This window comes from Vibrio sp. 1F253, assembly GCF_041439295.1.
GTDB classification, from domain to species: Bacteria; Pseudomonadota; Gammaproteobacteria; order Enterobacterales; family Vibrionaceae; genus Vibrio; species Vibrio tasmaniensis_A.
This window is the reverse complement of sequence record NZ_JBGONU010000063.1, coordinates 1-22,378: the sequence shown is the minus strand read 5'-3', so window position 1 is coordinate 22,378 and position 22,378 is coordinate 1. Positions and strand designations below refer to the sequence as shown.

General features: G+C 44.4%; 20 protein-coding genes and 1 pseudogene. 9 read left to right on the top strand and 12 right to left on the bottom strand.

What is annotated here, in order from left to right; all coding sequences use genetic code 11:
• Positions 1 to 361: 361 nt before the first annotated feature.
• Together ACED28_RS20810 and ACED28_RS20805 are read left to right on the top strand one after the other, a co-directional pair.
• Entirely contained in the window at positions 362 to 1,288 is a 927-nt protein-coding gene (locus ACED28_RS20810) for a LysR family transcriptional regulator (RefSeq protein ID WP_371710646.1), read from the top strand.
• A 225-nt stretch (positions 1,289 to 1,513) separates the two neighbouring features.
• The gene (locus tag ACED28_RS20805) at positions 1,514 to 2,767 is read left to right on the top strand and encodes a D-amino acid dehydrogenase (protein WP_371710645.1); all 1,254 of its coding nucleotides are present in this window, start codon (positions 1,514 to 1,516) and stop codon (positions 2,765 to 2,767) included.
• A gap of 80 nt (positions 2,768 to 2,847) precedes the next feature.
• Here the strand turns inward: ACED28_RS20805 and ACED28_RS20800 are convergent, their stop codons facing one another.
• The 4 genes from ACED28_RS20800 to ACED28_RS20785 form a co-directional block, all read right to left on the bottom strand.
• A complete protein-coding gene (locus tag ACED28_RS20800; protein ID WP_371710644.1) occupies positions 2,848 to 3,585 on the bottom strand; it encodes a dienelactone hydrolase family protein in 738 nt (245 codons plus the stop codon).
• A gap of 117 nt (positions 3,586 to 3,702) precedes the next feature.
• Positions 3,703 to 4,632 (bottom strand): 1-aminocyclopropane-1-carboxylate deaminase/D-cysteine desulfhydrase, encoded by a 930-nt coding sequence (locus ACED28_RS20795; protein ID WP_371702739.1) that lies wholly within the window; start codon positions 4,630 to 4,632, stop codon positions 3,703 to 3,705.
• 127 nt (positions 4,633 to 4,759) lie between these two features.
• Entirely contained in the window at positions 4,760 to 6,058 is a 1,299-nt protein-coding gene (locus tag ACED28_RS20790) for a HAMP domain-containing sensor histidine kinase (RefSeq protein ID WP_009846414.1), read from the bottom strand.
• Positions 6,055 to 6,732, bottom strand: coding sequence for a response regulator transcription factor (locus ACED28_RS20785; protein WP_371710643.1), 678 nt, complete (start codon positions 6,730 to 6,732; stop codon positions 6,055 to 6,057). Before ACED28_RS20785 ends, ACED28_RS20790 begins: the two co-directional genes overlap by 4 nt.
• A 125-nt stretch (positions 6,733 to 6,857) precedes the next feature.
• Here ACED28_RS20785 and ACED28_RS20780 point away from each other — a divergent pair, with 125 nt between their 5' ends.
• The 3 genes from ACED28_RS20780 to ACED28_RS20770 are packed head-to-tail and all read left to right on the top strand — an operon-like array spanning position 6,858 to position 9,812.
• Positions 6,858 to 7,877: a glycosyltransferase family 2 protein gene (locus ACED28_RS20780; protein ID WP_017098516.1), complete on the top strand. Its 1,020-nt coding sequence runs from the start codon at positions 6,858 to 6,860 to the stop codon at positions 7,875 to 7,877.
• Complete coding sequence (locus ACED28_RS20775) at positions 7,874 to 9,361, top strand: ArnT family glycosyltransferase (RefSeq protein WP_371710642.1); 1,488 nt, start codon at positions 7,874 to 7,876, stop codon at positions 9,359 to 9,361. The genes ACED28_RS20780 and ACED28_RS20775 overlap by 4 nt, the downstream gene beginning before the upstream one ends.
• Positions 9,348 to 9,812 (top strand): GtrA family protein, encoded by a 465-nt coding sequence (locus tag ACED28_RS20770; protein WP_371710648.1) that lies wholly within the window; start codon positions 9,348 to 9,350, stop codon positions 9,810 to 9,812. The genes ACED28_RS20775 and ACED28_RS20770 overlap by 14 nt, the downstream gene beginning before the upstream one ends.
• Before the next feature lie 125 nt (positions 9,813 to 9,937).
• Here ACED28_RS20770 and ACED28_RS20765 read toward each other — a convergent pair whose 3' ends face one another.
• Positions 9,938 to 12,250 carry a YgiQ family radical SAM protein gene (locus tag ACED28_RS20765; protein WP_371710647.1) on the bottom strand — a complete coding sequence of 771 codons (2,313 nt, stop codon included), beginning with the start codon at positions 12,248 to 12,250 and terminating at the stop codon, positions 9,938 to 9,940.
• Positions 12,251 to 12,580: 330 nt separating this feature from the next.
• Here ACED28_RS20765 and ACED28_RS20760 point away from each other — a divergent pair, with 330 nt between their 5' ends.
• Both ACED28_RS20760 and ACED28_RS20755 read left to right on the top strand, forming a co-directional pair.
• Positions 12,581 to 13,261: a hypothetical protein gene (locus ACED28_RS20760; RefSeq protein WP_009846420.1), complete on the top strand. Its 681-nt coding sequence runs from the start codon at positions 12,581 to 12,583 to the stop codon at positions 13,259 to 13,261.
• A 121-nt stretch (positions 13,262 to 13,382) separates the two neighbouring features.
• Complete coding sequence (locus tag ACED28_RS20755) at positions 13,383 to 13,583, top strand: DUF4250 domain-containing protein (protein ID WP_004736508.1); 201 nt, start codon at positions 13,383 to 13,385, stop codon at positions 13,581 to 13,583.
• Positions 13,584 to 13,737: 154 nt separating this feature from the next.
• Here ACED28_RS20755 and ACED28_RS20750 read toward each other — a convergent pair whose 3' ends face one another.
• Positions 13,738 to 14,649, bottom strand: a complete 912-nt coding sequence (locus tag ACED28_RS20750) for a LysR substrate-binding domain-containing protein (RefSeq protein WP_086049155.1) — start codon at positions 14,647 to 14,649, stop codon at positions 13,738 to 13,740.
• Between the two features lie 278 nt (positions 14,650 to 14,927).
• On the opposite strand from ACED28_RS20750, the pseudogene metE reads away from it, so the two are divergent.
• A pseudogene (metE, locus tag ACED28_RS20745) lies at positions 14,928 to 17,272 on the top strand (5-methyltetrahydropteroyltriglutamate--homocysteine S-methyltransferase).
• 101 nt (positions 17,273 to 17,373) lie between these two features.
• On the opposite strand, the gene ACED28_RS20740 reads toward metE, so the two are convergent.
• The 6 genes from ACED28_RS20740 to ACED28_RS20715 all read right to left on the bottom strand — a co-directional run bounded on the left by ACED28_RS20740 (position 17,374) and on the right by ACED28_RS20715 (position 21,059).
• Positions 17,374 to 17,772, bottom strand: coding sequence for a GspS/AspS pilotin family protein (locus ACED28_RS20740; protein WP_029223165.1), 399 nt, complete (start codon positions 17,770 to 17,772; stop codon positions 17,374 to 17,376).
• 1 nt (position 17,773) lies between these two features.
• Positions 17,774 to 18,070, bottom strand: coding sequence for a YciI family protein (locus tag ACED28_RS20735; protein ID WP_012603655.1), 297 nt, complete (start codon positions 18,068 to 18,070; stop codon positions 17,774 to 17,776).
• A gap of 209 nt (positions 18,071 to 18,279) precedes the next feature.
• Positions 18,280 to 18,678, bottom strand: a complete 399-nt coding sequence (gene yciA / locus ACED28_RS20730; protein WP_009846426.1) for an acyl-CoA thioester hydrolase YciA — start codon at positions 18,676 to 18,678, stop codon at positions 18,280 to 18,282.
• A 195-nt stretch (positions 18,679 to 18,873) separates the two neighbouring features.
• On the bottom strand, positions 18,874 to 19,476 hold the full coding sequence (locus ACED28_RS20725) for a septation protein A (protein ID WP_371710641.1): 603 nt from the start codon (positions 19,474 to 19,476) through the stop codon (positions 18,874 to 18,876).
• A 161-nt stretch (positions 19,477 to 19,637) separates the two neighbouring features.
• Positions 19,638 to 19,886, bottom strand: a complete 249-nt coding sequence (locus ACED28_RS20720; RefSeq protein WP_012603658.1) for a hypothetical protein — start codon at positions 19,884 to 19,886, stop codon at positions 19,638 to 19,640.
• A gap of 285 nt (positions 19,887 to 20,171) precedes the next feature.
• Positions 20,172 to 21,059 (bottom strand): LysR substrate-binding domain-containing protein, encoded by an 888-nt coding sequence (locus tag ACED28_RS20715; protein WP_135383933.1) that lies wholly within the window; start codon positions 21,057 to 21,059, stop codon positions 20,172 to 20,174.
• 181 nt (positions 21,060 to 21,240) lie between these two features.
• Between ACED28_RS20715 and hisC the strand changes: the two genes are divergently transcribed.
• Positions 21,241 to 22,353, top strand: coding sequence for a histidinol-phosphate transaminase (gene hisC, locus ACED28_RS20710; protein ID WP_371710640.1), 1,113 nt, complete (start codon positions 21,241 to 21,243; stop codon positions 22,351 to 22,353).
• Positions 22,354 to 22,378: the final 25 nt, after the last annotated feature.

Here is a 22,378-nt window from a genome sequence, read left to right as displayed (position 1 = left end):
GAATTTTTGATTGTAGAATAACTACTTATCGAAAAATTCTGCCTTGTTCTCAAGCTTTTTTCCTACGCTATGTTTGATCACTTATTTACTGTGATTGGTATTACTCAAGTGAAAGCCGAACTTCAAAGGTGCCATGTCATCGAAAATGCTTCGTTAAGCGGTTTCAAACAGGTTCTTTAAGCTCTTTCCATCTGTCTATCAAGAGTAGATCGAATAAACGAGCATGAGCCTTTAGCTGTCTTGAAGTGACTCGGTGCACAAGTTAGTAAGTGTAAATACGTTCTTGATAAAATGGGATACATGTTCGCAGTCAATTTGTGAGACGCTTGATCTAGTGTCAGTCGAATCACAAGGAAGTTGAATGCATCACTTTAATATCCGCGCTCTTGAGTATTTAAACGCGTTGTCTAAGTATGGCTCATTGCGTAAGGCATCCAAGATGATGAATGTTGACCCTGCTGCAATGAGCAGAATGCTGACCCAGCTCGAAGCGCAAGCGGGAATGAAAGTTTGGGAACGCAACAACCGCCAATCACTGTTAACTGAGGCGGGTAATGAGCTGCTGCATTACTATCGTTCCATTGTTCGTGGAGAGGCTGCAGTGCTTACTCGACTAGCCAAGCTTAAAAACCTCAAAGGAGGCAGTGTCAGTATTGCCATCGGTGAAGGGTTTATTACCAACTTGGTGTCAAAGCCGATGCAAACCTTTATGACCCGTTATCCTGATATCAACCTTTCTATTGAAATTGCTGGGGCATTGGACGCGGTCAAGATGTTGGAAGATCAACAGATAGACTTCGCAATAACCTATGCTTCTGCTCCACATCCTAAGCTGCACTCCCACGTTGAACGTAGTCATCCGCTCGAATTGATTGCTCCGAAGGGGCACTTCCTTACGATGAAAGAAGCGCCAGTGGTAATGCAAGATATTCAAGACGCTTCTCTTGCCTTGATCGATAACTCGACCGGTATGGGGAGGCTGGTAAAGCAGGCTGAACAAATTTCCCACCTTACCTTGCAGCCAAAGCTTCAAACCAATTCGGTGACCGCACTGACTAACTTTGTATCAGCAGGATTGGGCGTCACCTTTATGCCTAAGCTCACTGTGATCGATGAAATAAAGTCAGGGCAGATTGAAGTGGTTGCGACCGAGTTGGAGATGCTATCGAAGGCGACGGTTAAGGTTCAATCTTTAAAAGACCGCGCACTCACGCTACAGGCCGAAACCTTGTTAGATTTCTTACTTGAAAACGCCACTTTCTTGAGTCATGACGCTTACAAGATCTAAGAATAGTAGATTTACTTAGCGACTCCTCCTAAGCTCCCAAATACCGCCAATATCACAGTTCCAAACTGCCGAATTCGTTTTTAAGTTGAATTGAGCTTTTGTCAACGCTCCCTCTATTGTTAAGTCAACATGCGCGGAATAAGTTACAAATTATTAACGAAACGAGTTTTAGACTGACAGCTGTGTTCGACAGATTTTGGCTTTGTCGGGCATTAGGAGAAGAGAATGGAAGTTATTGTAATTGGTAGCGGTGTTATTGGGTTAACCAGTGCTTGGTACCTGGCGAAGGAAGGTCACTCGGTCACAGTTATTGATCGTCAAGATAGCAGTGGCAAGGAAACCAGCTTTGCGAATGCAGGGCAAATTTCTTACGGATATTCTTCACCATGGGCGGCACCGGGGATTCCGTTGAAAGCAATGAAATGGCTTACCCAAGAGCACGCGCCTCTAAAAGTGAAGCCGTCACTTTCTCCTGAATTAGTTGCTTGGGCGACTAAGATGTTGGCCAACTGTAATGAAGCCAAGTACGCCATGAATAAGTCACGCATGTTAAGAGTGGCAAACTTCAGTCGAGAGTGTCTCACTCATCTAAGAACCAGTGAAGATTTAGCTTATGAGGGCAGGCAGAAAGGCACCTTGCAAGTATTCAGAAGCGAGAAGCAACTCGATGCTATTCAGCAGGATATGAAGCTATTAACAGAGAGTGGGATCGAACACTCGCTGTTTGATGTTGACCAGTGTCTGTCAGTGGAGTCGGGTTTAGCGGACGTTAAAGACAAGCTGGTGGGCGGCTTATACTTACCTCATGATGAAACCGGTGATTGCCATCAGTTCTGTTTAACCTTGACTGAGAAAGCCAAGCAACTCGGTGTTAGGTTCGTGTTTGATACTGAAGTGGTAAGTTTGAATCATCAGAATCAAGCCATTGAGACTATTACAACGACTCAAGGCGAGTTTAAAGCGGATGCTTACGTGGTCGCGTCAGGAAGCTATTCTCGAGAACTATTAAAGCAAGTCGACTTGTCTATACCGGTTTACCCAGTGAAAGGATATTCACTAACATTGCCTATCGTGAATGTAGATAAGTCACCGACTTCGACTGTTATGGATGAAACCTACAAGGTCGCGATGACGCGATTTGATGATCGTATTCGTATCGCGGGTACGGCAGAACTCGCTGGTTTTGACTACCTAATCCTAGAAAAACGTAAAGCCACGATTGATATGGTGATAAAAGATCTTTTCCCACAAGCGGGGGACTTTTCTAAGGCTGAATACTGGACTGGGCTAAGACCAATGACGCCAGATGGCACGCCTATCATCGGCAAGACACCTATCAAAAATTTATTTACCAATACAGGTCATGGAACATTAGGTTGGACAATGGCATGTGGCTCAGGAAAGATCCTAGCAAGCATAGTCAGTGGCTCTGCCAGTGATATTAAATCTGATGACTTAAGTATCCATCGTTATTTGTAACAACATGATGTAGTGATGGTGAAAGTAACCCCATTCTAAGTTTTAGAATGGGGTTGTTTTTTCTGGGTGGGTATCGAAAGTTATCTGGTGGTGGTTTCTAGTACATGGGTAAATCTATCCCACGATTTCTGGTCAGCTTCTTGTTGATAGTTGTTTGAGCCGAATACGGTAAAGGCATGTGGCGCACCACTGTAGGTGATCATTTCATGCGGAACCTTGCTTGATTCAAGTTGAGCTGCGAGGCTTCCAAAGTCGTGCATTGAGATCATGGCGTCTGCTGTACAATGGAACACGACAACTGGAGCTTTTGTCTCAGAGTAGTCTTGTCCTTTAGGTGTCGATAAACCGCCATGGAAGGTGACATAAGCTTTCGATGGGATGCCAGCACGAGCGGCTTCTAAAACGGCTGCGCCACCAAAACAGTAACCCATCATCACGTTGTTATCTAAGTTACCACCAAGCCTTTTCGCTTCCATCGCTCCCGCATTAAGCAGTGCACGCATTTTTTCTCTGTCTTTATACAACTCGCCTGTGTGTTGTTTTTTGTCTTTCACTTCGGTAGGGCGAATGCCTTTACCAAATAGGTCGATGGCGAACACGTTGTAACCGAGTTCGTTGAGCATCTCAGAACGTTTCTTTTCGTAATCAGTTAAACCATCCCAATCGTGTACTAATAGCACTAAAGGCGCTTGGTCACTGGCTTCACTCCAATAACCTTCGTAATCCATACCATCGACTTGGTAAGTGATGTTTTCTCCTGAAATCGCAGAGAAGGGCAGTAAAACTGAAAACAGGCCGAGCGTAGTGATTGTTCGCATGCGTGATTCCTTTCGATGACAATTGATGTTCCAATCGAAAGTATAGATAACGCGATGATTCTCGCCAGATTTCAGTTTATAACTTGAATAGCTAAACTGGAGAATAAAGGAAAAAAATTACCAAGATGTGTTGGTTTTGCTAATGCTCATCTCCGGATACTTCCGCTGATAGCGCGGCAACATCGATTCATTGCCTAAGATGCCGCCTTGATGAATATAGATGATGGTCTTAGTTGGGTTGTCTTGTTGCCACTGTACTAAGCATTGCCACATCAAAGGGTCATAGAGCAGGTCAAACTCAATGTCAGTTTGCTCTTGCAGGTCTAACCAAGTTTGATAATCCTGCTGATACAACTTACCAAAATGGTGTTTGGTTTTGAGCGGTAAAATCTGTGGGTGATCGGATTCGCCAAGTTCATCGAATTGCTGAGTTAAATAGTCATTACCACCTACACACGCACAGGTTAACACCGGGATATTGTGTACTTTTAAATGCTTATGTAGGTACAGAGCCGTACTGCCTGTACCAGCGGGTAGTGCCACCACAAAATCGTGTTTGTTTTCGAAGCGCGTCCAGCTGAGTATTTCCATCGCCAGTTGCTTCACGCCATATTCAGAAAGCTGAGAACGTCCACCTTCAGGTAACACAATACAATCGGAACCTGGTTGCCTTATTTGTCCAATATACGCTTGTGGATGAAGCTCAGAGCCTGTTTCTTTGACTGAAATAACCTTAGCCCCAAGATCGATAGCGCCACGGTAGTTGCCGAGTGGGCGTTCTTGTAGCCATTGAGGAAGGTGGTCGACGTAAAACTCAAGCGTCCAGCCTTTGATTTTTGCAAGTGCGGCTAGCGAGAACAAGGAGTTAGCTTGAGCGGACCCATAGCTTATTAGAGTGGTGGTGTTTGGGTGATCGTCTTCCAGTAGCTTCATGAACTTTCTGGCTTTGTTGCCGCAAAAGTGGGAGTGAAGCTTATCGTCTCGCTTTAAGAAAAAGGTGTGATCGTTGTATTGATGCTGAGTTACAGGGCTATTATTTAGTTTCATCGCACTTAGACAAAATGCTGACTCAAGAGCCAGCATTTTTAAATCAAAAAGGACTACTGAGTATCTAGTAGCTAGCGAGTGCTGTAAACCAACTAAATCAAGTTTTCATAGGGTATTGAGCTTCGTATTACGAGTTTGCTTGCTTTAATGTGGATAAGGAGGAATCTGTCTGAAAGGCGATTCTTGCAGTACACCCTCCAGAGTTGCGATTGACCAACTCAAAGTCCCAATGGAAGCGCTGACACAAGTCGTCGACAATCAATAAACCTAATCCATGACCATTCGGATTGTACTGTTCCTGAAGGCCTTCTCCTTGGTCTTCAATTACCAGATTGTCTTGTGAGAGAGTGATGCTCACTGTGCCACTATTGGTCGCTGCAATCGCATTTCTCAACAAGTTGCCAACCAACATGTTCATGATCGCACTGGTGGCTTGAATTATAGGCTCAGATTGAACGAGTAGGGATATTTCGACTGCTTTCTCATTTGCTTGTAACGTGTTTTTGGAAACGATCGTCTCTAATTCTTGCTGACTGAACAAGCGCAGCGGTGCATCGTCACTGTTTCTTTCGTAACGAACTAGACCAAGCAGGGCATCGACCATCTCAGACATCTGAACAATGGCTTCATCAATGCGTTCAACCTGCCGAGATTGAAACTCGGTTGTTTCGCTTCTTAATAGCAATTTATTCGCACCACGAGCAACGGTTAGTGGTGTTCTTAACTCATGGCTTGAGTATCGAGCAAAGGCTTGTTCACGCTTGACCAAGGAATTGATTTCTCGACGATACTGATTCAGTTGATCGGTTAGCTGACGAAATTCAACTGCCGCATCATCACTCACACCGAACTCTTCGTTGAGGTTGAGTTTGTTCGACTCAAGTTGCTCAGACAGAGAGTTGAATGGTTCAATCAGTCGTTTTGACAGTCGATAGAGCAGAGCACCAAAACTAAAAATTAAGATAGAAAGTAACGTGAGCACGAAGGCGGTCGCGTACACAAGTTCAGAAATAGCAAATTCAACACGGTCTATTTCGGAAAGTAGGATTATTGGGTGGGTTTTTCCTTTGTCAGAATACTCGCCAACATAGACCATTCTTGACTCTGGCTCTTCGCCGATCTCTCCGAGAAAGCTCTCTTTATTTGCAATGAGCTTATAATATTCGGGAGGTACGAATGACGGGTCGTTATAGGCGACTGTCAGATCATCAATTCTTAACTCACCACTTTCTCCGGCTTGAAATAGCTCGACGGCGTAATTGCGGTCAATCAAGATGCGTCTTTCACCGACCCGGTCTTCAGACATGTAGAGCGCGACAATAAAAACGACATAGACGAACGCAGACACAATCACGGCCATTAGCCCAAAGAAAACAGCTAAGCGGCCGGTGAGGGTTTTAGTGCTTGTCAGAAAGTTGGAAATCAATTCGATGACTCCAAGCGGAATCCTATTTTAGGAACCGTAATCAACATTTGACTGTCAAAAGGCTTGTCGAGTTGATTTCGTAATTGATAGATGTGACTGCGCAGCACATCATTATTGGGTTCATCTTCTTCCCATAATTTGTAGGAGATATCTTCACGAGTCACCACTTCCGGTGCGTTTTGGCAGAGCATCTCAAGTATGGTGTAAGTGGTTGGGTTTAGCGCAAGATGCTTATCTTGGCGGTAAGCTTTACGGGTTTTTTGGTCGATGGTGAGTTCACCGAACTGAAGTTTTGAAGAGGCTACTTTTCCGCGGTAACGACGAACTAGTGCGTTCATTCTTGCTTCTAAAATATCCAAATCAAAAGGCTTGGTTAGATAGTCATCGGCACCATGCTCAAACCCTTTCAACATATCATCGCGGCTATCTAGCGCGGTCAGCATCAAAATAGGTGTCGCGTTGCCTTGGTCTCGCAATTTATTACAAACCGTGAGGCCGTCCATTCTTGGCAACATCAGATCCAATATGATGATATCAAATGAGTTTTCCAACGCGAGTTGCAGGCCGAGTTCGCCGTTGTCCGCATAATCGAGTTCCATACCAATACACTCAAAATAATCAAACAAGACACCTGCGATTTCACGGTTATCTTCGACTAATAGAACTCGTTTCATTTTGATTCTCATACAGAAATAGACGGTAACATTATCCTGAGTGAGCGTGAAAAATATGTCAATAACATAACTTTCACTTATGGGAGGGTAGATTGGATTCAGATTAAAAAATAGAAGAACGTATTATGTCTGAACTTCATATAAGCCGCCCTAAGATATCTACATCGCAGATCAACCCTGCGGTTTCTCTGTCTATCATTGTGCCTTTTTACGATGAACAAGAGGTATTGGAAGAGTTCCACTCTCGCCTTACCAAGGTGCTTGATAGCTTGCCCATCAAGAGTGAAATCGTTTATGTCGACGACGGTAGCAAAGACAGCAGCTTGGAGTTGGTGAGTTCATTCACTTCAATCAATAGCTCAATTTCTGTTATCGGTTTAAGCCGTAATTTTGGCAAAGAATCAGCGATGAGCGCAGGCCTTGAGCACTGTCGTGGACAAGCGGTGATTTTGCTAGACGCTGACTTACAAGATCCACCTGAGCTTATCCCGCAAATGATTGCCAAGTGGCGCGAAGGTTATGACGTCGTCAATATGCAGCGCAGCCAGCGTGATGGTGAAACATGGTTTAAGAAGTTTTCAGCAGCGAGCTTTTACAAAGTCATGAACGTGGCTGCGAAGATTGATGTTCCTGAGAATGTGGGTGATTTTCGACTGTTAAGCCGAGAGGTTGTCGACCATATCAATCAGCTTCCAGAACGTAACCGCTACATGAAAGGCATTTTTTCATGGCCGGGTTTCCGACAAGCGACACTCCAATTTAAGCGTGATGCTCGCTTCTGTGGTGAGACCAAGTGGAACTACCTCAAGTTAATCGGTTTGGCGATGGATGGGATTACCTCGTTCTCTATCCGACCTCTGCGTATTGCGACGGCCGTTGGTGGTTTAGTGGCTCTTACTGCTTTTGTATATGGCGTCTTCATCGTATTCAAAACCATGATGTTTGGCGAGCCAATTACGGGTTATCCGTCAATGATGGTCGTGCAACTTGCACTTGGCGGAATCCAACTGTTGAGTATTGGTTTAATGGGGGAGTACATAGGTCGTATTTTCATCGAAACCAAGAATCGCCCTCTTTATCTGATTCAATCGGTCGTTGATACACCCGCATTGAAAACACATTTTAAATTAGAGGAATCAGCATGAGTCTGAACAGAACGCATCTATGGTATTTGTTGGCTTTTGCACTAGTTTTAAGGCTTTTATCTTTGGCGACTTATCCGTTAATGGACACCACTGAAGCGCGCTATGGAGAAATGGCTCGCTTGATGGTAGAAACTGGCAATTGGTTAACCCCTCAGTTTGATTACGGTATTCCTTTTTGGGGTAAGCCACCGTTGTTCACATGGATGAGTGCTGCTGGTATTGAGTTGTTCGGCTTGAGTGAGTTTGCTGTGCGTGCTCCGCATTGGTTAGCTGGTTTCGCGACGATTCTATTGGTCGCGTATCTGGCGAAGCGTACGGGACAAAGTGCCTTAGTGGCGGCTGTTGTATTGGCAACATGTGGGATTTTCTCTATCGCCGCGGGTGCTGTGATGACCGACATGGCGCTAACGTTAGCCATGACCATCGCGATGCTGGGCTTTTACTTATGTTGGCTCGGTGGAGAAGATTGTAAAGGCGAAGGAAGTGAGAGAACCAACAAAACCTGGGGTTACGTTGGATTTGTAGGCTTGGCGTTGGGCTTGCTTGCAAAAGGTCCTGTTGCGATTGTGATCATGGGTATCGCAGTATTCCCTTGGTTGCTATTACAACATGGTATCTTTGGGGCTTTTAAAGTGTTGTGGCAACGCTTTCCACTGTTGTCTGGTTTAGGTGTCATGCTGGCGATTGCCTTGCCTTGGTACATTATGGCTGAAATGGCTACTCCGGGCTTTATTGATTATTTTATTGTTGGCGAACACTTTAAGCGTTTTGTTGTGAGTGGTTGGGAGGGCGACTTATACGGTTCTGCTCATGATGAAACCAGAGGCATGATCTGGGTGTTTTGGATTCAGGCCGCTGCGCCGTGGTCGATTGTATTACCTATTTTAACTTTCGCTCGTCGCAAGAAAATTGCGGAAATTAACGCTGAGAATCGTGGGTTGTTTTCATTCCTTGTCTGTTGGTTGATTTCGCCACTGATTCTTTTCACTATGGCGGGCAATATTCTCCCTGCGTACGTACTGCCGGGGATTCCAGCCCTTGGGATGCTGGTTGCTATACTTGTGGTGGAAAAAGATAAGAAGTGGTTTTCGAGTGTGGCTTTGGTGCTACCTGTGCTGTTAATGATTGCGATGGTTTACCTGAACTTAGGGAAGGCGAACGAGAAAAGTGACCGTATTATTTTTGAACAGATTACGAATTCTGCGCCAAGTTTTTATGTGGGTAAAAGACCATTCTCAGGGCAATTTTACAGTCATGGGCAAGCGAAAAAGCTTCTTGATATCGAGCAACTAAATGGCATCGATAAATTCTATTTGATCGGCCATAAAGCGGAAGTGGAAATTAAGATCAAAGAGAACGCATTAACGTGTATTTTGGAACCGACGCTCAAGATTAAGCGTGCTCTGTTCAGCTGCCATCACCAGAGCAACACACCAAATTTTTCGTTGAATCATATTGAAAGTGAAAATGATGTTCAGCGTTAACTCAAGGCTACGAATGTTCAATGACAAGCTTCAATCACATAGCCAAAGACTACAGTCCCACCACAAGATGGTTCGATTTGCTGTGGTTGGTGTTGGTGGGTTTGTTGTTGATTGTTTGGTTTTTGCATTGCTGCATTATGTTGTTGGGCTGCCTTTAATGATGGCGCGAATTAGCTCCTTTATTGCTGCTGCAACGACGACATGGTTGGGTAATCGTATACTGACTTTTGAATATAAAGGGCGAGGTCATTGGTCTGAGAAGCTGATTCAGTGGCAAAAGTTTATGTTTACCGCATCAATATCAGCGGTACCTAATTTGCTGTGCTTTAAGCTGATGACGGAATTGCTGCCTGCGTTTACTGGGGCAGTATTTATTGCCATGGCGGTTGGTATCTTGGTGGGCATGGTCACTAACTATTTGTTTAGTCAGTATTGGGTCTTTACCCGTTAGAATCCCTTGTAATCACATAACCAAGTGAAACTTTTGGGTAGTTCATTAGTAACAGACACAAAAAAGCGCAGCTAAATAGCTGCGCTTTGTATTTTTATGATAACCAAGTAAATGGGGTCGCTATATTAACGCTGTGTTGCGCGCTGGCGATTCTTTCCGTTACTCGCAGGTTTACCACCTTGACCATTACCCGCTTTGTTACGGTTTGGCTTGCCATTCCCGCCGCCATTGCCTTGAGATTGCTGACTAGCAGGGGCTTTTTTGATGAAGCCCGTCGCTGGTTTATGCGCGTTACCATTGCCGTTCTGCTTTCCGTTGCCCTGATTGCCATTACCTTGGCTACCCGTTGGCTTCTTACCGCCCGGTTTTGGCTTATTGCCGCCAGGCTTAGAATGGTTACGTGGGCTTTCGCCACCAAGACCTGGTTGAGACTTACTGTGCTTAGTCGCAAAGCGCTGTGAGCCGTGACGACCAGACTTACGACGCTGCGCCGGTGTCTGAGCTTCAAAATCTTCTTCTGGTACTAGACAGTTTGCTTTGTCACCAATTAGGTGCTTTTTACCCATGCTGATCAGCGCTTCACGGATGATCTTCCAGTTTTCAGGATCGTGGTAACGAAGCAGCGCTTTATGCAGACGACGTTGACGATCACCTTTCGGTACAGGAACATCTTCACGCTTCTTATATTTCACGCGTTTCAGAGGGTTGGTCTCTGAGTAGTACATCGACGTTGCATTACACATCGGCGATGGATAGAAGTTCTGTACTTGGTCACACTCGTAGTTGTGCTTTTTCAGCCACATTGCAAGGTTTAGCATGTCTTCATCTTCTGTGCCCGGGTGAGCAGAGATGAAGTAAGGAATTAGGTACTGTTTCTTACCGGCTTCAGCGCTGTATTTCTCGAACATCTCTTTGAAACGATCGTACGTGCCCATGCCCGGCTTCATCATCAGATCCAGTGGGCCTTTTTCAGTATGCTCTGGAGCAATCTTCAAGTAACCACCAACGTGGTGAGTCACAAGCTCACGCACGTATTCTGGAGATTCAATTGCTAAGTCGTAACGTACACCAGAAGCGATCATGATCTTCTTAACGCCCGGTACTTTTCTCGCAGAGCGGTACAGGTCGATGGTGTGTTGATGGTCTGTGTTTAGCTTTTCACAGATTTTCGGGAACACGCATGATGGACGACGACAGTTAATTTCTGCTTTAGGATCTGAACAACCTAAACGGTACATGTTCGCCGTTGGGCCGCCCAAATCAGAAATAGTACCTGTGAAGCCCGGCACTTTATCTTTAATGTCTTCGATTTCATCCAAGATAGATTCTTTCGAGCGGTTCTGAATGATACGACCTTCGTGCTCTGTGATTGAACAGAAAGAACAGCCACCAAAACAACCACGCATGATGTTAACCGAGGTTTTGATCATGTCGTATGCAGGGATTTTCGCTTTGCCGTACATAGGGTGCGGAACACGCTTATAAGCAAGGCCAAACACGTAGTCCATCTCTTCTGTGGCCAATGGAATCGGCGCTTGGTTAACCCAAAGTTCGCGATCACCGTGACGTTGAATCAGAGCTCGACCTGAGTACGGGTTTGTCTCAAGGTGCAGAATACGGCTAGCGTGAGCGTAAAGAATACGGTCATTGTTTAGCTTTTCGTAACCTGGGATACGAACCGCGGTTGTTTTTGCGTCGTGACGAGAAGGACGAATAGTAATAGGTTGCGCTTTTACTTCTTCTTTTTCGTCTTTCTTAGTATCACACTGGGTTTCAACTTCGTAAGGGTTAACAGGAACGTACGCTTTGTTCGGCTTTTCGATACGAGAAGAGTCAATGATCTTGAAGCCTTCTGGGGCAGCAGGAAGATTGATAGCAGTACCGCGGATATTGGTCAGCGTAGACATGTCTTCGCCATCGGCAATGCGGTGTGCCACTTCAACCAGTGCACGCTCAGCGTTACCAAAAAGAAGAATATCTGCTTTTGCGTCAAACAATACAGAGCGACGAACTTTATCTGACCAGTAGTCGTAGTGAGCCACACGGCGCAAACTTGCTTCGATACCACCAAGAACGATTGGCGTGCCTTTGTAGGCTTCGCGACAACGTTGGGAATAAACTAGAGTTGCACGGTCAGGACGCTTGCCACCTTCGTTGTTTGGCGTATAAGCATCATCGTGACGTAATTTGCGATCAGAGGTGTAGCGGTTGATCATGGAGTCCATGTTACCCGCTGTAATGCCGAAGAATAGGTTAGGTTTACCTAGCTTCATGAAGGCGTCTTTATTGTCCCACTTTGGTTGCGCAATAATGCCCACGCGGAATCCTTGAGCTTCAAGAAGGCGACCAATGATAGCCATGCCAAAGCTCGGGTGATCGACATAAGCGTCACCAGTTACAATAATAATGTCACAGCTATCCCATCCAAGAGCATCCATCTCCTTTCTACTGGTAGGCAAAAAAGGTGCAGTTCCGTAGCACTCGGCCCAGTATTTTTTGTGTTCGTGAATAGGAGTGATATCGCTGTACATATTTCAACCTCTGATTTTTGAGGCGGGAATTATAGCGGCATGAGCCTAGACTAGCCAGTAGAACATGCCCCTGTTAGTTTTGATGTCTTTCGTATTTTTACGGTAAATGGCGACAGAAGAGCCATACATCAGCATAGTTGAAGCCTTGAATCTCGTCTCTAATTTATGATTTTGATTAGTGTTCGCACCAGTTTTTGATATTATTCGCGAAAATAAGTTTGAAGAAGTAGATCCACAATGGTCGAAACGTTATTAGTACAATTTGCTCCGATGCTATTAGGAGCCCAACTGATCTTAACCCTCATCTTAGTGAAAGGGGATATTTGCCCGGGACAACGTGGCCGCATTCACAAGATGTTGCCTGCAATTGGCGTGCTTTGGCTTGCCGTTGCCTCATTAAGAATTGAAGCATTTCTTGTCGTGTTCGCGATCTTTTATTTCTATTCTCAAGTTCAAACCAAGAAGACTCGAGATTCTGGCCCTATTTGGGTGATGTATTTAGCTTGTGGTTTAGCACTGTCATACGTTGCTATACAAGCGACGGAGCAAGCAACCACAGTCGGTATTATTAGCACTTTATTACTCGTGGTTTTATTGGGGGCAGCGTTTGGTCATTTACTGCTGACGATTGCAAGAACACGCTTACAGGCTTTTCACCGTGTTCTGCCCGTTGTTGGTGTGCTGACGGGGATGTTGGTGGTTTTGGCGACGGTCATCAATGTTTACTCTCTGTCTGAAGCTCAATTAGAGCCAATGATTTCAACTCTGCTGTTTAGCTTTGCTTTGCTAATCTCAGCTATCGTGGTGTGGTGTTGGCATTTATTGTTCGTTAAAACCCCTGAAAAGCTTCAGCTGACTATTTCATTGTTGATGTTATTGGCGGCGGCTGTTGGTTTAACGCCAGTTTGGGCGATGTAGGCGGTTACTGATCTCACAAGCCTTTCGGTGTTGAATCGAAAAAGTGTGATCTGTTTTTTAGCGTGGTGTTGGTAAGCGTTCTAAACTTAAATCTAGTCGGTGTGTTCGTTAGGAGTACGGGATGGATTTAAGCAACGTCAAAGGTTTCGATAGCATTATTTTGCTGGGAATCGTGAATGAAAAACTTCGCTTAGAATGCGATAGCTTTGAAGAGCTGATCAGTATGTATGAAATGGATATAGAAAGTGTTGTAGGTAAGCTTGATATGTTGGGCTATCAATACGATCCATTAACTAACCAGTTTAAGTCTTATCCAAGATAAGCTCACAATGAGAGTTTCTTCTATCACGAATTAATACTCATTGCCTGTTGTCGGTATTGGTAATAAAAAGTCACAGATAATCTGTGACTTTTTTGTTTCTGGCGCATATCTATCAGGTTCAACGCAGGCATAAACTAACCCAACAACGAGTCTCTTAAACGACCTCAATGCCATCTAGGTGACTCTTACTTTGCTGTCTTGCCGTGCTAAAGAAAGCTTGTAGGTAACGTTTGTCTTTTTCTGAGTTTCTTACCGCTGCGAACAACCTTCTTGAAAGTCCTTTGCCCAATGGTTTACTGGCGATTAACCCTTGTCTTGAAAACTCACTGATTGCCCAATTAGGTAAGGCCGCAACACCTAAACCTGCCGATACCATTTGCACTAACATCAATGTGTTGTCTGCCTGTTTCCATTTCTTTGGTTCAACGCCTGCAGGTTGCAAAAAGTGTTTCACTACATCGAGACGCTGCTTTTGAACCGGATAAGAGAGCATCGTAATATCACTAAGATCTTGCGGTTCAATACTCGGCTTTTCGGCTAAAGGAGAGTTGATCGCGGTGATCAAACGCATCTCAAAATCGAAAAGCGGTTCGTAGTGAACTTCAGAACGGGGCTGTATATCAGAGGTGATCACCAAATCGAGTTCTCCAGCCATCAATGCCGGTAGAGGCTCGAACCCAAACCCTGACGAGAAATCTAAGGTCACGCTTGGCCAAGCAACTTGGTATTCCTTCAAAGCGGGCATTAGCCATTGGAAGCATGAGTGACACTCGATCGCCATGTGCAATCGGCCATTTACATCCTCTTTTAGGCTTGCGAGTTCGTTTTCAGCTTTGGCGATTTGTGGCTGTATCTCATCAGCCAGTTTTAACAAAATTTCGCCTTCCGAGGTAAATTTAACCGGCCTTGTTTTACGCAAAAAGAGCTGACCGCCAATACGGGCCTCAAGGTCTTTCAACTGGTGAGAAAGTGCCGACTGAGTCAGATGAAGAGAAGTTGCAGTCGCGGTTAGCGAGCCGCTGTCTCTCAAGGTGGTCAATGTTCGAAGGTGTTTAAGCTCTATCATGAGTATTCCTCATATTCCCTAAGCTAATTCAATATTTCTTAATAATCACCCTACGGTGTTTTCTTTCATTTGTAAACGTCTGGATGTCCAGATGGATTTAATAAATTAGCGGTTAGATTATTAAAGATGAAAATTATTAATAAACAAGATGAATATTTGAACCTTGTTCATCGTTCAGATTAGGGAGATAGTTTAGCCATCCAGACGCCTTTTTTGAAAATACAATCATTACAGGCAGTCTGACCGGAAATTAAAATTATCGAATAAGGAACAGACACATGACGACAACAACGCATATTCTTGGCTACCCACGTATCGGTGAAAAACGCGAACTCAAATTCACTCTCGAGAAGTACTGGCGCGGTGAGATCGATCAATCTGAGCTTAAGCAGATCGGCAGTGAATTAAGAAATCGTAACTGGAATGTACAAGCTGACGCGAATCTAAGCTTTGCAACTGCGGGTGACTTCGCATGGTATGACCATGTACTAACTACGACTCTACTTCTAGGTCACGTTCCCAAGCGCCATGCTGGTGGATCTGAAGATGAAAAATCCTTCCCAGATTTAGATACCTTGTTCCGTGTAGGTCGCGGTCAGTCTCAAGTTCAATCTACTTGCTGCGGTGGTTCGCATACGTCGAATGATGTCACTAAAGACAGTTCAGCTGCTTCTGACATGACCAAGTGGTTCAACACTAACTACCACTACATTGTTCCTGAGTTCAGCAAAGATGACTCTTTTGAAGTAAGTTGGCCTCAACTGTTTGATGAAGTGAATGAAGCGATTAAAGCAGGACACAAAGTTAAGCCTGTACTCCTTGGGCCACTCTCTTACTTATACCTAGGCAAAGAAGTGGAAGAAGGGTTTGACCGCTTATCTCTACTTCCTCGCCTTCTTACCGCGTATCAAGCCATTTTGGCAAAGCTCTCAAAGCTTGGCGTAGAGTGGGTCCAAATTGATGAGCCAATCCTGGCTTTGGAGCTTGATAATCAGTGGGTAGATTCATTCAAGCTGGCTTACCAAGTGATTCAAGGCGATGTAAAACTACTACTTACCACTTACTTTGATTCGGTCACAGATACATTAGATAAAATCGTAGATCTGCCTATCAACGGCTTACATATCGACTTAGTAGCAGCACCGCAGCAACTCGATGAAGTGGTTAATAAGTTACCGGAAGATTGGGTACTTTCTGCGGGTGCAATCAATGGACGCAATGTGTGGCGAGCTGACTTAGCCGCGCAGCTTGAGTTACTGCAACCTGTGAAAGACAAACTAGGAGATAAGCTTTGGATCGCAAGTTCATGTTCATTGCTGCATAGTCCTGTTGATTTGGAGTTAGAAGAAACGCTTAGCGAAGAAGTGAAGAGTTGCTTTGCCTTCGCAAAACAGAAAGTCACCGAGGTGAGCTTGTTGGGTGCGGCGTTAGACGGCGATCAAAATGCCATTTTGGCGTGTGAGACTTACAGCCAACCAATTGTTGCCCGTAAGAACGCGACTCATGTGAACAAGCCACAAGTTCAGGCTCGTATCAATACCATTAAGCACTGGCAGAACGCAGTGCTCCATACGCAGAGCGCGCAGCGCATCAGTCTGAAGTTCTCGGCTTACCGCTGTTACCAACCACAACCATTGGTTCGTTCCCACAGACAGGAGAGATTCGTCTTCAGCGTAGTGCTTACCGAACTGGCAAACTGAATGAAGCGGAATACACAACCGCATTGAAAGGTCATATTGCTGATGCGGTTAAGCGCCAAGAAGCCTTAGATTTGGATGTGCTTGTGCATGGCGAGGCGGAACGCAATGACATGGTGGAGTACTTTGCAGAAAACCTAGCAGGCTTCCAAACCACTAAGTTTGGTTGGGTACAAAGTTATGGCTCTCGTTGCGTGAAACCGGCGATTGTGGTTGCGGATATCGAGCGTGAAAAACCAATGACGGTCGAGTGGTCGACTTATGCTCAATCTCTAACTTCAAAGCAGATGAAAGGCATGCTCACAGGGCCAGTGACTATCTTATGTTGGACATTCCCTCGTGAAGACATCTCACGCAAAGAGATCACTAACCAACTGGCGTTTGCTCTACGTGATGAAGTGTCTGATTTACAAGACGCAGGTATTAACATTATCCAAATCGATGAGCCTGCTATTCGCGAAGGTTTGCCTTTGAAAAAACGCGACCATGCAGAGTACTTAGAATGGGCAGTGGATGCCTTTAAGATCTCAGCGGCGAGTGCTAAACCAGAAACTCAGATTCATACCCATATGTGTTATAGCGAGTTCAACGAGATCATTGATTCAGTGGCCGCGCTAGATGCCGATGTGATTACCATTGAGACTTCTCGCTCGAACATGGAATTGCTGAAAGCGTTTGAAGAGTTTAACTATCCGAATGCGATTGGACCTGGCGTTTATGATATTCACTCGCCAAACATCCCTTCAGAAGAGTGGATTGTAGATTTACTTAAGAAAGCGGCAGAAAAAATACCTGCAGAACGTTTGTGGGCAAACCCTGATTGCGGATTAAAGACTCGTAACTGGGCAGAGACAGAAGCGGCACTTACTAACTTAGTTTCGGCGACGAAGACACTGCGTAAAGAGTGGGGATCCGCTGAGGCATAATTTAGTCTAAGATTTGATTGACCCTCTACTCCACGATGAACCACAAAAAAGGCCTCGCATTTGCGAGGCCTTCTGGTTTTATGCTTGTTCGAATATCGAATCTAGCTGCTGCTCTGGCAAGTCTCTTTGCTGATCAGCTTTTCAACCATCAGTTGTCCGCGTGTATTGCGAATTTTGATGTTGTAAGCTAAGCCCATGTCGAGGTTAGCTCTTACTTCAGAGTTGGTGCAGTAGCTATTCACACTCATATCTACAACTTGGTTTAAAGGCTTAGCACCTTTTGCATCTTGGTTGTAGATCATCATGATTTCGACGACAGTATTTTTTGCTAGCACACGCATGATAGAGAGTGGACCATACTCAATAGGTAGGCCGGCAGATAAAACGCCCGCACGATGGTGAGCCATCATCTCTAACTGTCTTTGTTTGTCTTGTTCACTTGATGAGCTACAGCCTGCGAGTAGGGCAATAGCCAGTGACCCAATAATCCATTTTTTCACGTTAAAATACTTTCTTGAATGGTTTAACAATTACATTCTGGTAGACACCAGCAGCGATGTACGGGTCTGCATCAGCCCATGCTTGTGCGTCTTCCAAAGAGTTGAATTCAGCAATAACAGTAGAACCAGTGAAGCCTGCTTCGCCAGGGTTATCGGAGTCAATTGCTGGCATTGGACCTGCTGTTAACAGTCGGCCTTCATCGTGAAGTGTTTGTAGGCGTTCTAGATGTTGTGGGCGAACACTTAGGCGTTTTTCTAATGAGTTTTCGACGTCTTGAGAAAAAATTACGTACCACATGTTGAGATATCCTTATGTTACTTCACTGAATTAGAGCGATTAAATTAGTTATCTGGCTAATTTACGCGAACTAATCGGTATTGGAAGAGCTAATGATAAGAAATTGTGAATTGGTGCGAGGTGAATTGGTACGAGAGAATTGTATGGTCTTTAGTAATTTCATTCGCGGAAACTAAAGACCATTTGCGTTAATGGCTTAATGAAAAACGTTATTTGTTGATTGAGCGAGGTTTACCGCTTTCGTCTACAGCAACGTAGTTGAATGTCGCGCCACATACCTTGTAACGATCGCCAATACCGTGATCAAGTACCGGCTTAACCCACACTTCTAGGTCGATATTCATCGAGCTACGGCCAATCTTGGTGCAGTCGCCATAAACACAGACCACATCGCCAACCGACACTGGCTGTTTGAATTCGATGCTTGATACTGACACGGTGACTATTTTTCCGTTTGAGATCTCTTTAGCCAATATTCCGCCAGCCAGATCCAGTTGAGACATTATCCAACCACCGAAAATCTGGCCTGCTGCATTGGTATCAGAAGGCATCGCCAAAGTGCGAAGAAGTAAAGAACCAATCGGGTTCAAAGTTGATTGAATAGTCATTGTTGTACTCTTAATGGTATTGATTGTTTTAAATTTAAATAGATGTGTTTGCGGGGTTCGCGGTGGTCGTATTTTTAACGTATTCACCGAACACAAACAATCAGTGGCCAATGATCACGAGTATCATTGGCCACTGTTAAATCGCATATTGATAATAATTGTATCAAAAAGGGGATGAGGACTCATCCCTAAGGGTTATTTCTCGTCGGTATTTTTACCTGAGAGCTCTTGTTGCTTATCGTCTTGTGTTTCTTGATCTTTTGACGGAAGCGTGTCTTTTGGTAAATGTTTATAGATATAAACGCCCGTTAGTAAGGTAAATGCAAAAGTAGCGATCAGTAAGCCAAACACTTTGAAGTTGACCCACACATCCAATGGCAGGTTGAAAGCAACGTAAACATTGAGGATCGCACACAATGTGAAGAACAGAGTCCAAGCCCAGTTGATCTTGCCCCATATCGAATCAGGCAGTGTGATCTCTTTGCCTAACATACCTTTAATCGCTGATTTGCCCATGATGTGACTGACCGTCAGACCAATCGCAAACAGTGCGTAAACGATGGTCACTTTCCATTTTATGAAGTTGTCATCATGCAAAAAGATGGTCATGCCACCAAATACGGCAACCATTAGAAAGGTGATGATCTGCATTTTTTCTACTTTCTTGTAGATGATGTACGTCAAAATGATTTGTACTGCGGAAGCAACAATCAATGCACCTGTAGCCGTGTAGATGTCGTACATCTTGTAAAGCGCAAAGAAAATAATGAGAGGAATGAAATCAAGAATTTGCTTCATGTGGCACTGACTATCCAGTTAGTTGAGTTGCAGACAGTCTAACCAAAACTGTCTCGATGCTAAATAGCTCGAGTCAATTGGATGCCAATTAATTACATCTAACCGTTTTGGCGAGTTTAACCCCAATAAAGGATTGAAGTGCCCAATCGAGATTAAGAACGTTATTGCATTGATGTGGTTTGGTAGCGAGGTATTAGCTTCTTGATATCTTCAAGGTAACCTTCGCTCTTTAAACTGTCTAAGGTATTCTCGAGCTCTTGTTCACTCATGGCAAAACATGTCGATTTGCCGGTCGTTAGGTCAAGGTATTCGTGATATTCACGCTCTGTGAAGTGGCCAATTCTGTCCATTAATAGGGTTTTAATTCCATGGTGAATTAAGCCGTAATATGTATGTCTTTGTAAGGTCATAGCCTATCCTCCGTGACAAGCTGCGATGTTATTGGTGCAACCTGCTGTATATTGGTTGGGTTATCTATGACAAAGCAATTCGAATGCCATTTTATCCATTGGGATAGAATTTCTGACGTAAAAAGTTGAATTAATTTTCTTTTCAACTAGTTAAAGAAACGTCCGTTCTAAACTCTAAACACCAATACGTAGCTACCGGAAAATAGTTTCATTTTGAGAACGGTAAAATTCTCATTATGACGATCTATTAAAGCTACAGTGGGGGCTTTCCAAAGATGATTGCCGCTAATCGACGAGCCAATCAACCAGCGTAGATAAGGATGTATTTTGTCGATTCTTGGGTTGCAGTAAGAAGTAACCATTTCCAGAGAAGACACTGCCTTCACTCACTTTCACCAATCTCCCTAAATCGATGTCTTGCTTGGCGAGAGTGATGTCGCCAATCGCAATCCCAAAGCCCTGTATCGCGGCGTTCATCGCTTGATCGAGCGTCGCGAATTGTTGGTTGTTCTTGCTTGAAAGGTCGTGGCTGCCTATGTGTTCCAACCAAAGCCGCCAATCACTCTGCTCATTGTTGGCGTGCAACCAAGTGTATTGGGCGAGCTGATGTGGCTTGATGATGGTCGACGTGTCGCTGACAAGATGGCTTTGCGTAATGCTTTGCGCTTGGCAAACGGGCGCTAGCTGCTCGTTAAACAATAACTGGCTGATAATCGATTGCTGGTTTGGCTTCTTACCATAGGTAATAACGGCATCAAAAGGGTCAAAGCTTGGTTCGAAGACGTGCTTGATGGTCGACGTGAGTTCGACATCAATTTCAGGATAGGCTTGCTGAAAAGACATCAACTTAGGCAGTAGCCAAGAGGTAATACAGCTTGGTGCGTTGAGCTTGATCTTCGATGGAGAGCTGGCAACTTGATTTAACGCCGATTGCAGTTGTTGGATGGTATCTTGAATCAGCGGAACCAGTTCTTCTCCCTTAGGTGTTAATGACAACCCGCGAGCATGTCGGTAGAAAAGATCGCACCCGAGACTTTCTTCAAACGACAATACCTGACGACTCACTGCACCTTGCGTAACATTCAGCTCATGTGCCGCTCGCGTAAAATTGAGGTGCCTTGCCGTCGACAAGAACGCGAGCAAGGTTTTAGTTGAAGGAAGTGTGCGATTCATATCTTTACCTATGATTTTTTATCATGGCTATTATGTGATTATTTCGATTCATTTATCAATAATGTTCTGTTTGAATGTAAATACTTAATCATCATTTGTGATTCAATATGTGTATAGGTCACATTTATTGAATATGAAGGCAATGATGAAGACATTGTGATTTTGTGAAAGGGATAGCTTCTTGACATCTTTTATTGATAGCTTAGTACCTCAGGCTGTAAAAAAATTAATACCTTATCAATCGGCAAGAAGAATTGGTGGTGATGGACGTGTTTGGTTAAACGCCAATGAATTGGAAAGCTCGCTGTTTCAAGGAGAAGCAAGTCACAACCGATACCCAGACTTCTTACCACAAGATATTGCTAAGGCTTACCAAGATTACTGTGGCACTGATGCCGCGACGGTTGCTGTCCGTGGTGCAGATGAAGCGATTGATTTGCTGATTAGAACATTCTGTAAGCCGGCGAGCGACAACATACTTATCTGTTCTCCAACCTATGCGATGTATGAGTTTTGCGCCGATGCATTGGCGATTAATACTTTAGACTCTCCATTGCAGGAAGACTTCAGCCTTAACGTCGCTGATATAGTGAATAAAGCGGAATTGGCTAATATCGTGTTTCTTTGCTCACCAAACAACCCTACGGGCAATGTGATCCCTAAATTGGATTTGATTCAGGTACTGGAAGGCACGATTGGCAAGTCGCTAGTGGTAGTCGATGAAGCGTATATCGAATTTGAACCACAAACGTCAGCTGTGAGCCTTATTGCGCGTTATCCGCATTTGGTTGTGATTCGCACCTTGTCTAAGGCGTTTGGATTGGCTGCGGTTCGATGTGGCTTTATCTTAGCGAGTCAAAATGTGATGCAGTATGTCGCGAAACTGATTCCCCCTTATCCAATGCCAGATTGCTCATCTCAAATAGTGCTAGACGCATTGTCTGATGAACGAATTGCGTTGATGGAAAGCGCGACGTTAAAGTTGGTTGAATTGCGTAATCGGTTTGCTTGTGAGCTAACGCGGTTTGAATTTATAGAACAGGTTTACCCTTCATCGACTAATTTCGTTTTGCTACGTCAAAAACCGGGGCACCATGTGTTTAGCGTATTGGCGAAGGATGGCATTGTGACAAGAAACCAAAACCACGAACCTGCTTTGCGTAACTGTGTACGAATCAGTATTGGTAGCCAAGAGAGCATGCTAGAAGTGATAACGTCACTAACACGCTACCAAACCGAATTAGAAAAGAATCAACAAGGCAAACTGATCCGCACCAGCAGTTTTGGACACTGAGTTAAGTGAGTACAATCACTAATGA

Bases quoted from the DNA above. Each gene is read 5' to 3' on its own strand.
- ACED28_RS20810 (WP_371710646.1), top strand. From the start codon at position 362: ATGCATCACTTTAATATCCGCGCTCTTGAGTATTTAAACGCGTTGTCT.
- ACED28_RS20805 (WP_371710645.1), top strand. From the start codon at position 1,514: ATGGAAGTTATTGTAATTGGTAGCGGTGTTATTGGGTTAACCAGTGCT.
- ACED28_RS20800 (WP_371710644.1), bottom strand. From the start codon at position 3,585: ATGCGAACAATCACTACGCTCGGCCTGTTTTCAGTTTTACTGCCCTTC.
- ACED28_RS20795 (WP_371702739.1), bottom strand. From the start codon at position 4,632: ATGAAACTAAATAATAGCCCTGTAACTCAGCATCAATACAACGATCAC.
- ACED28_RS20785 (WP_371710643.1), bottom strand. From the start codon at position 6,732: ATGAAACGAGTTCTATTAGTCGAAGATAACCGTGAAATCGCAGGTGTC.
- ACED28_RS20780 (WP_017098516.1), top strand. From the start codon at position 6,858: ATGTCTGAACTTCATATAAGCCGCCCTAAGATATCTACATCGCAGATC.
- ACED28_RS20775 (WP_371710642.1), top strand. From the start codon at position 7,874: ATGAGTCTGAACAGAACGCATCTATGGTATTTGTTGGCTTTTGCACTA.
- ACED28_RS20770 (WP_371710648.1), top strand. From the start codon at position 9,348: ATGTTCAGCGTTAACTCAAGGCTACGAATGTTCAATGACAAGCTTCAA.
- ACED28_RS20765 (WP_371710647.1), bottom strand. From the start codon at position 12,250: ATGGATGCTCTTGGATGGGATAGCTGTGACATTATTATTGTAACTGGT.
- ACED28_RS20760 (WP_009846420.1), top strand. From the start codon at position 12,581: ATGGTCGAAACGTTATTAGTACAATTTGCTCCGATGCTATTAGGAGCC.
- ACED28_RS20755 (WP_004736508.1), top strand. From the start codon at position 13,383: ATGGATTTAAGCAACGTCAAAGGTTTCGATAGCATTATTTTGCTGGGA.
- ACED28_RS20750 (WP_086049155.1), bottom strand. From the start codon at position 14,649: ATGATAGAGCTTAAACACCTTCGAACATTGACCACCTTGAGAGACAGC.
- ACED28_RS20735 (WP_012603655.1), bottom strand. From the start codon at position 18,070: ATGTGGTACGTAATTTTTTCTCAAGACGTCGAAAACTCATTAGAAAAA.
- yciA (WP_009846426.1), bottom strand. From the start codon at position 18,678: ATGACTATTCAATCAACTTTGAACCCGATTGGTTCTTTACTTCTTCGC.
- ACED28_RS20725 (WP_371710641.1), bottom strand. From the start codon at position 19,476: ATGAAGCAAATTCTTGATTTCATTCCTCTCATTATTTTCTTTGCGCTT.
- ACED28_RS20720 (WP_012603658.1), bottom strand. From the start codon at position 19,886: ATGACCTTACAAAGACATACATATTACGGCTTAATTCACCATGGAATT.
- ACED28_RS20715 (WP_135383933.1), bottom strand. From the start codon at position 21,059: ATGAATCGCACACTTCCTTCAACTAAAACCTTGCTCGCGTTCTTGTCG.